Source organism: Rathayibacter rubneri, from assembly GCF_023743255.1.
Lineage (GTDB): Bacteria > Actinomycetota > Actinomycetes > Actinomycetales > Microbacteriaceae > Rathayibacter > Rathayibacter rubneri.
The window spans coordinates 1-6,122 of the sequence record NZ_JAMRYM010000143.1 but is presented as its reverse complement, the minus strand read 5'-3'; the positions used below and the strand labels follow the sequence as shown (position 1 = coordinate 6,122).

Sequence of the window (6,122 nt, the reverse complement as noted above, 5' to 3'; positions counted from 1 at the left end):
GATGTGACTCGGCATGGGGGATCGCTCTCGGTCATCGGCGACGGGGGCCGCCGAGGTCGACGCTAGGTCCCGGGGGCGTCGAGCGTTCCTGCAGCTCTGACCCCAGAACGGCCGGAATGCGGTTGCCGTTCCTCAGGAGGCCGGACGGAGGATCCGGAGCCGGCTGACCGCCCAGGAGAGCGCCCCGGCCAGCACGAACGCGACGGCGATCGCCGCGACGTAGGCGGCCACCGAGCCGTAGCCGTTCGCGGGGTCGAGGAAGGGGTAGGGCACCCAGCCGTCGGTCGCGCCGCGCACCAGCACGACGACCAGCCAGACGATCGGGTACAGCACGACGACCCAGAGGCGCCGCCACGGCAGAGGAGGGCGATCGCCCACGAGCAGCCAGTCCAGCACGCCGTAGAGGGGGAACAGCACGTGCATCACCGTGTTCGCCCACGGCAGCGTGACTCCGCCCGCGAGACCCGCGAGCAGGAGGTTGTAGACGACTCCGACGATCGCGATGTAGCCGGTCGCGGCACCGCGCGCGAGGACGAGCCCCGGGCTCTGCGGACGTCGGGCGAGCGAGAGGCCCCCGGTGACGAGCAGGATCACCGCGAGCAGGATGTTGCCCTGGATCGTGAAGAAGCCGAAGAAGTTCCCGGGGACGAGCGGGGTGCGCGAGGCGGTGTCGAGGGCCGTGGCCACGACGGCCGCGAGCACGGTCAGGGCGACGACGATCCGGACGAGGGCGACGGGGGTTCTCATTGCGCTCCTTCGCGTGACGGCGTCACTGCTCTGCCGAGAGTAGCGGTGGGCCCGCGGCGCTAGCCTGACCAGGTGCTCACGATCGGTGTCGACCTCGCCGCGGAGCCGGCCCGGACGGCTCGGGCCGCCGTGGAGTGGAGCGAGGGGCGGGCGAGGATCCGCGAGGTCGCCCTCGACTCCTCCGACACCGGCATCGTGGCCCTGTCGCGCGGCGCGACGACGGTCGGCATCGACTGCGCGTTCGGCTGGCCGCTGGAGTTCGCCGCGTTCGTGCACGCCCACACGCGACGGGAGGTCGCCCCGCGCACCCTCGCCGGGCGCGACTGGCGTCGGCGGCTGGCCTACCGGGAGACCGACCGCGCAGCCCGCGAGGCGACCGGACGCTGGCCGCTCAGCGTCTCGACCGATCGGCTCGGCATGACGGCGATGCGCTGCGCCGAGCTGCTCGAGGCGTTCGAGGCGGAGGGCGAGGTCGTGGACCGGTCCGGTGCCGGTCGCCTGGTGGAGGTGTATCCGTCGGCGGCGCTCCGGCACTGGCGGATCGACACCGCGGGCTACAAGACCCGGCCCGAGGCGGTGCCGCCGGCGGTCGACGCCCTGCGCCGCGCCGCTCCGTGGCTCGAGGGCCCCGCGGAGGCGTTCGCGCTGATGGCGCGCTCGAACGACGCGCTCGACGCGGTGATCGCGGCGCTGAACGCCCGCGCCCACGCGCTCGGCGCGACGCTGCCGATCCCGGAGGAGCACCGCGAGGCCGCGCGCGCGGAGGGCTGGATCGCCCTGCCGACCGGGTCGCTCGCCGAGCTGGTCTAGACGCCGCGCTGGTCTAGACGCCGAGCCAGTCGAGCGCGCCGGCGAGCAGGGCCCGGTGCGCGGGGGAGTCGTACGAGGCGGCCGTGTGGCCGAGGGCGTCGTAGACGGTGCGGCCGCCGCTCGGGCGCTCGAGCGCCCAGATCAGGGGGTGGTCGATCCCCTCGTGCTCGTGGACCGCCAGGACCTCGGCCGACGGGGACACGTCGAGCCAGGAGTAGCGCTCGTCCTCGAGCTCGAAGTCGGAGGCCCCCGCGGTGATCGGGTGCCCCGCGCCGGTGACGCGGACGCGCGCCGGACCGAAGTCGGGGTGCATCGACACGTCGCTCACCCAGCGTCCGCCGAGCAGCCGCGGCCACTCGTCGGCGTCCACGAAGCTCGTGGACGAGACGTGGAGCCCGAGCAGAGGCACGGCCGAGCCCAGGAGCCGCGCGAGGCCGACCCGCGCCGCCGGGGCCGGGGACGCACCTCCGTCCCGGGGGAGGCCGACGTTCACGACGACGAGGTCGGGCAGGTCCGCGAGCTCGGACAGCGCGTCATCGACGTCGCCCCGGACCTCGACCCGGTGCCCGCGGTCGGACAGCAGTCCGGCCACGGCGGCGCTCGTCTCGGCGAACGGGTGCCAGGGATCGCTGTACCGGCCCTCACCGGTCAGCAGCAGCGTGCGCACGGGGTCCTCTCCGTCGCTCGCGACCGGGAGCGACGCCTCGCGGCTCCCGCGGCTCGGCGTCGCACGCCTCCGCTCAGGCCGGGATCTTGGCGTTCAGGGCCGACGCGACGATCTCGGCGGCGCGCTCCGCCTCTTCCACGCTCGAGAAGGGGCCGGTCGGGATGAAGGGGTCGCCGAGGAGTCGGCGGTCGGTCTCGAGTCGGAACTGGGGCAGCTCCGCCCCGGGGACGACGACGATCCGGATACCGTTCCGGCTCCATCGCGCGGGTTGGATGATGGGTGTCTGTGTCATGGTGCTCTCCGCTTTCGCGTGTCGTAGCGCGTCGGTTCTCACCTCATCGCGCTCACGTCACGCTACGTCGGACGGGACCCGCGCCCCACGGGCTTGACCTCGCGTTCGGGCGGGAGTAGCGACGCGTCACCGAGCCGGCATCCGCTCGCTCCGCGGCTCGATCGACGGACCGTCCACGGCCGCGGTGCTCCCGGGGGGAGCGGGAGACGCGACCGGTCGGCGCAGCCGGAGCCCGTGCACCGCGAGGATCGCCAGGACCCCGAGCAGGAATACCGCGACTCCTGTGGCCGCGATGGGGAGGGCGACGGTGCCGAGCGGGCCCGGCTCGGCAGCGCCCTCGTCGGTCACGGTGAAGGTCACGCGCCGCTCCTCCGGTATCCCGTCGGCGTCCTGTCGGGCGAGGGCCTGCTCGAGGAACACGGACGTCGCTGCTCGGGAGAGCTCGACGGCGCGGACCGGATCGGGCGAGGTGCCGATGATCGAGAGGATCGGCAGGGACGCGCGGCCCGGGTTGCGCTCGGAGCCGAACGGCTGGGTCGTCCGCCTGACTCCGTCGACGCCCTCGCGCTCGCCGAGCGGCCCCTGACGCGCCACGACCCCGGAGCGGACGCTCTCGCCGCTGACCAGGTACGCGTAGATCACCGCCGTGCTGCTGAGGTCCTCCTCCTGAGCCGCGCTCAGACCGGGGACGCGCTCCAGCGCAGGCGACTCGGACAGGAACGGGCTGCGTGGCCCGCCCCCGAGCAGCACGGTCGTGGCGGCGCTGTACTCGCGCTCGGCGCGGATCTCGAGGGCGCCGTGCCGCACCGTGAAGTGCACGGCCGTCGCGACGAGGGCGGCGAGCAGGGCGGAGGCGACCACCGCGAGGCGGTAGCGCCAGAGGACTCTGAGGTAGGCGGGGATCTCCACCCGACCAGGGTGACCGGCGGACCCTTTCGCCAGCCTTACACGCCCTGCGCGGGGATCCGGATCTCGAGGCGCGCGCCACCCTGCGGCGACTCGAGGAGCCGGGCCGTCCCTCCGGACACCTGCGCCGCCTCCGCGACGATCGCGAGACCGAGACCCGAGCCTCCGGTGTCGCGCGTTCGGGCGTCGTCGCCGCGCTCGAAGCGGCGGAACACCCGCTCGCGGTCGGCCTCCGTCACTCCCGGACCGTCGTCGTCGACGCGGACGACCGCCTCGTCCCCCTCCCTCAGCACGCTGAAGACCACGACGGCGCGAGCGTGGCGGCGGGCGTTGTCGGCGGCGTTCCTCACGGCGCTGCGCAGGAGGACCACGTCTCCCCGCACCTGGGCCGGCCCGATCTCCGCGCTGCCGACCGTGGTCCCCAGGGCGCGGAGGCGCTGCGCCTCGATCAGAACGAGGTCGTCGAGGTCCACGTCGTCGAGCGTCCGGGGGGTGCGCTCGTCGACCCGCGCCAGGAGGAGCAGCCCCGACACGAGCGACTGCATCCGCTCGGCTTCGTCGTCGACGACCCGAGCGAGCTCCGAAAGGCCCATCGACTCCGGGTGCCGCAGGGCGACCTGCGCGTGCTGCCGGATCGCGGCGACGGGGGAGCGCAGCTCGTGCGACGCGTTCGAGACGAACGCGCGCTGCGCCGCCTGCGAGTGCTCGAGCCGGGCGAGGAGGCCGTTCATGGTGTGCGCGAGGCGGGAGATCTCGTCCCGACCGCTCGGCTCCTGCACTCGACGCTCGAGGTCGGCCGCCTCGATCGCCTCGACGTCCGACCGGATCCGCTCGACCGGCCGGAGCGAGCGGCCCACGACGAAGCGCACCGCCGCTCCCACGACGAGCGTCACGACGGGCACGGCGACGGCCAGCAGCCGGGCGGCGGAGTCGACGGCGTCCTCCGCGCCCGCCAGGGTCCGCGCGACGACGACGGTCTCGCGCGGGTCCCCGCCGAGCTGCAGATCGGCCGACGCCACCACGAACCGGGTGCCGGTGATCGTGACGACGGTCGGCTCCTCGCGTACCGGGAGCGGTACCGGAACCACGAGGTCGGGGTCGGCGACGGCGACGACCTCGCCCTCCCGCTGCAGCTGGATGACCACCTCGTCAGCGGTGAAGAGCGGCAGCCGGCCGGCGTTCTCGGTGTCGCCCGCGATCTGCCGTGCCTGCTGGCCGGCGGTGAAGGCCTCCGCGTCCACCAGCGAGCGCGCCAGAAGGACCGTGAACGCCACCGCGCCGACGACGAGGACCGCGAGGATCGCCGCGGTGACGAGCGCGGTGAGCCGCACGCGGATGCTCCATGCGGCACGTCGCTCAGCCATCGGACGCCCCGGGGCCCTGCAGCCGGTATCCGGCTCCGCGGAGCGTCGTGATCGAGTCCGTGCCGAAGGGCCGGTCGATCTTGGCCCGGAGCCGCGCGACGTAGACCTCCACGATGCTGATGTCGCCGTCGAACGCGTCGTCCCACACACCCTCGAGGATCGCGGGCTTGGAGACGACCTGGTCGCTGCGGCGCGCGAGGAAGTCGAGGACTGCGAACTCCCTCGAGGTCAGGCGGATCGCGACGTCGCCGCGGTGAACCTCCCGCGTGCTGGGATCGATCACGAGGTCGCCGAGCCGGTGCGCCACCGGGCGCTCCGGACGGCCGCGCCGCACCAGCGCCCGCAGCCGGGCGACCAGGACGGAGTGGTCCAACGGCTTCACGACGTAGTCGTCCGCACCCGCGTCCAGACCGGCGATCTGGTCCCCGTCCCCGTCCTTCGCCGTCAGCAGGAGCACCGGAGTCCAGTCGCCCTCGTCGCGGAGGGTGCGGCAGAGGGCGGATCCGCTCATGCCCGGCATCATGAGATCGAGGACGATCGCGTCGTAGTCCGTCTCGCGTGCCCGCCAGAGACCGTCCACGCCGGTGTGCGCCACATCGACCGAGAAGCCCTCGGCCTCGAGCCCGCGACGGACACCGTCGGCGAACCGGACCTCGTCGTCGACCACCAGAATCCGCATCCGTCGAGTATCACCGCTCGCCGGAGGCCGACGGGAACCGGGGCCGCGTCACTCGAGCCGGTCGAGCGTCTCGCTGATGGTGCGCAGGCACTGGATGAGGACGGCCATCTGCTTGGCGTCGAGGTCGGCGAGCACCTCGCCCTCGGCGTGCACGAGGTGGCGCATCGCCTCGTCGACCCGCTTCGTGCCCCGCGGAGTGAGCGAGACGATCTTGCTCCGGGAGTCGGCGGCGTTCTGCTCGCGGAGGACGAGCCCGCGGGCGGCGAGCCGGTCGAGCCGGTTGGCGAGGTTGCCGCTCGAGATGCCGAGGCGCGCGGCGAGCGCCGAGGGGGTGAGCCCGGACGCGCCGTTCTGACGGAGCATCGAGAGCAGCTCGAACTCCCACGGGGCCAGATCGCTCACCGCGAAGGCCTGCCGACGGAACTCCTGCACGCGCGGGCTGAGGCGCCGCAGCCGCGAGACGACGTCGAGGGGCGCGAAGTCGAGGTCGGGCAGGGCCTCGGCCCAGGCGTCGATCACCAGGTCGACATCGTCGTCTTCACGCATCGCTGTCGATTATCCCCGCCGGGACGCGGGCTCGGCGACCCCGTCCGCCGGGTTCCGCCCGCGGGGCCCCTCCGTCGGCACGGCGTGGGAGGATGATCTCCTCCCGTCGTC

The 6,122-nt window shown here is 73.7% G+C and carries 8 protein-coding genes; 1 reads left to right on the top strand and 7 read right to left on the bottom strand.

What is annotated here, in order from left to right:
• Positions 1 to 132: 132 nt before the first annotated feature.
• Positions 133 to 747, bottom strand: a complete 615-nt coding sequence (locus NB037_RS18240; RefSeq protein WP_251948315.1) for a Pr6Pr family membrane protein — start codon at positions 745 to 747, stop codon at positions 133 to 135.
• 72 nt (positions 748 to 819) lie between these two features.
• Here NB037_RS18240 and NB037_RS18235 point away from each other — a divergent pair, with 72 nt between their 5' ends.
• Entirely contained in the window at positions 820 to 1,557 is a 738-nt protein-coding gene (locus tag NB037_RS18235) for a DUF429 domain-containing protein (protein WP_251948313.1), read from the top strand.
• Positions 1,558 to 1,570: 13 nt separating this feature from the next.
• Here the strand turns inward: NB037_RS18235 and NB037_RS18230 are convergent, their stop codons facing one another.
• The 6 genes from NB037_RS18230 to NB037_RS18205 form a co-directional block, all read right to left on the bottom strand.
• Entirely contained in the window at positions 1,571 to 2,224 is a 654-nt protein-coding gene (locus NB037_RS18230; RefSeq protein WP_251948311.1) for a ThuA domain-containing protein, read from the bottom strand.
• Between the two features lie 73 nt (positions 2,225 to 2,297).
• Entirely contained in the window at positions 2,298 to 2,516 is a 219-nt protein-coding gene (locus NB037_RS18225) for a hypothetical protein (RefSeq protein ID WP_207405973.1), read from the bottom strand.
• Between the two features lie 126 nt (positions 2,517 to 2,642).
• Entirely contained in the window at positions 2,643 to 3,425 is a 783-nt protein-coding gene (locus tag NB037_RS18220) for a hypothetical protein (protein ID WP_251948309.1), read from the bottom strand.
• 35 nt (positions 3,426 to 3,460) lie between these two features.
• Entirely contained in the window at positions 3,461 to 4,786 is a 1,326-nt protein-coding gene (locus tag NB037_RS18215; RefSeq protein ID WP_251948307.1) for a sensor histidine kinase, read from the bottom strand.
• Positions 4,779 to 5,465 (bottom strand): response regulator transcription factor, encoded by a 687-nt coding sequence (locus NB037_RS18210; RefSeq protein WP_251948304.1) that lies wholly within the window; start codon positions 5,463 to 5,465, stop codon positions 4,779 to 4,781. Before NB037_RS18210 ends, NB037_RS18215 begins: the two co-directional genes overlap by 8 nt.
• A gap of 48 nt (positions 5,466 to 5,513) precedes the next feature.
• Entirely contained in the window at positions 5,514 to 6,011 is a 498-nt protein-coding gene (locus NB037_RS18205) for a MarR family winged helix-turn-helix transcriptional regulator (protein ID WP_207405980.1), read from the bottom strand.
• Positions 6,012 to 6,122: the final 111 nt, after the last annotated feature.

Excerpts from the sequence above, each read along its gene's own strand:
- NB037_RS18215 (WP_251948307.1), bottom strand. The coding sequence starts at position 4,786 with ATGGCTGAGCGACGTGCCGCATGGAGCATCCGCGTGCGGCTCACCGCG.
- NB037_RS18225 (WP_207405973.1), bottom strand. The coding sequence starts at position 2,516 with ATGACACAGACACCCATCATCCAACCCGCGCGATGGAGCCGGAACGGT.
- NB037_RS18240 (WP_251948315.1), bottom strand. The coding sequence starts at position 747 with ATGAGAACCCCCGTCGCCCTCGTCCGGATCGTCGTCGCCCTGACCGTG.
- NB037_RS18210 (WP_251948304.1), bottom strand. The coding sequence starts at position 5,465 with ATGCGGATTCTGGTGGTCGACGACGAGGTCCGGTTCGCCGACGGTGTC.
- NB037_RS18205 (WP_207405980.1), bottom strand. The coding sequence starts at position 6,011 with ATGCGTGAAGACGACGATGTCGACCTGGTGATCGACGCCTGGGCCGAG.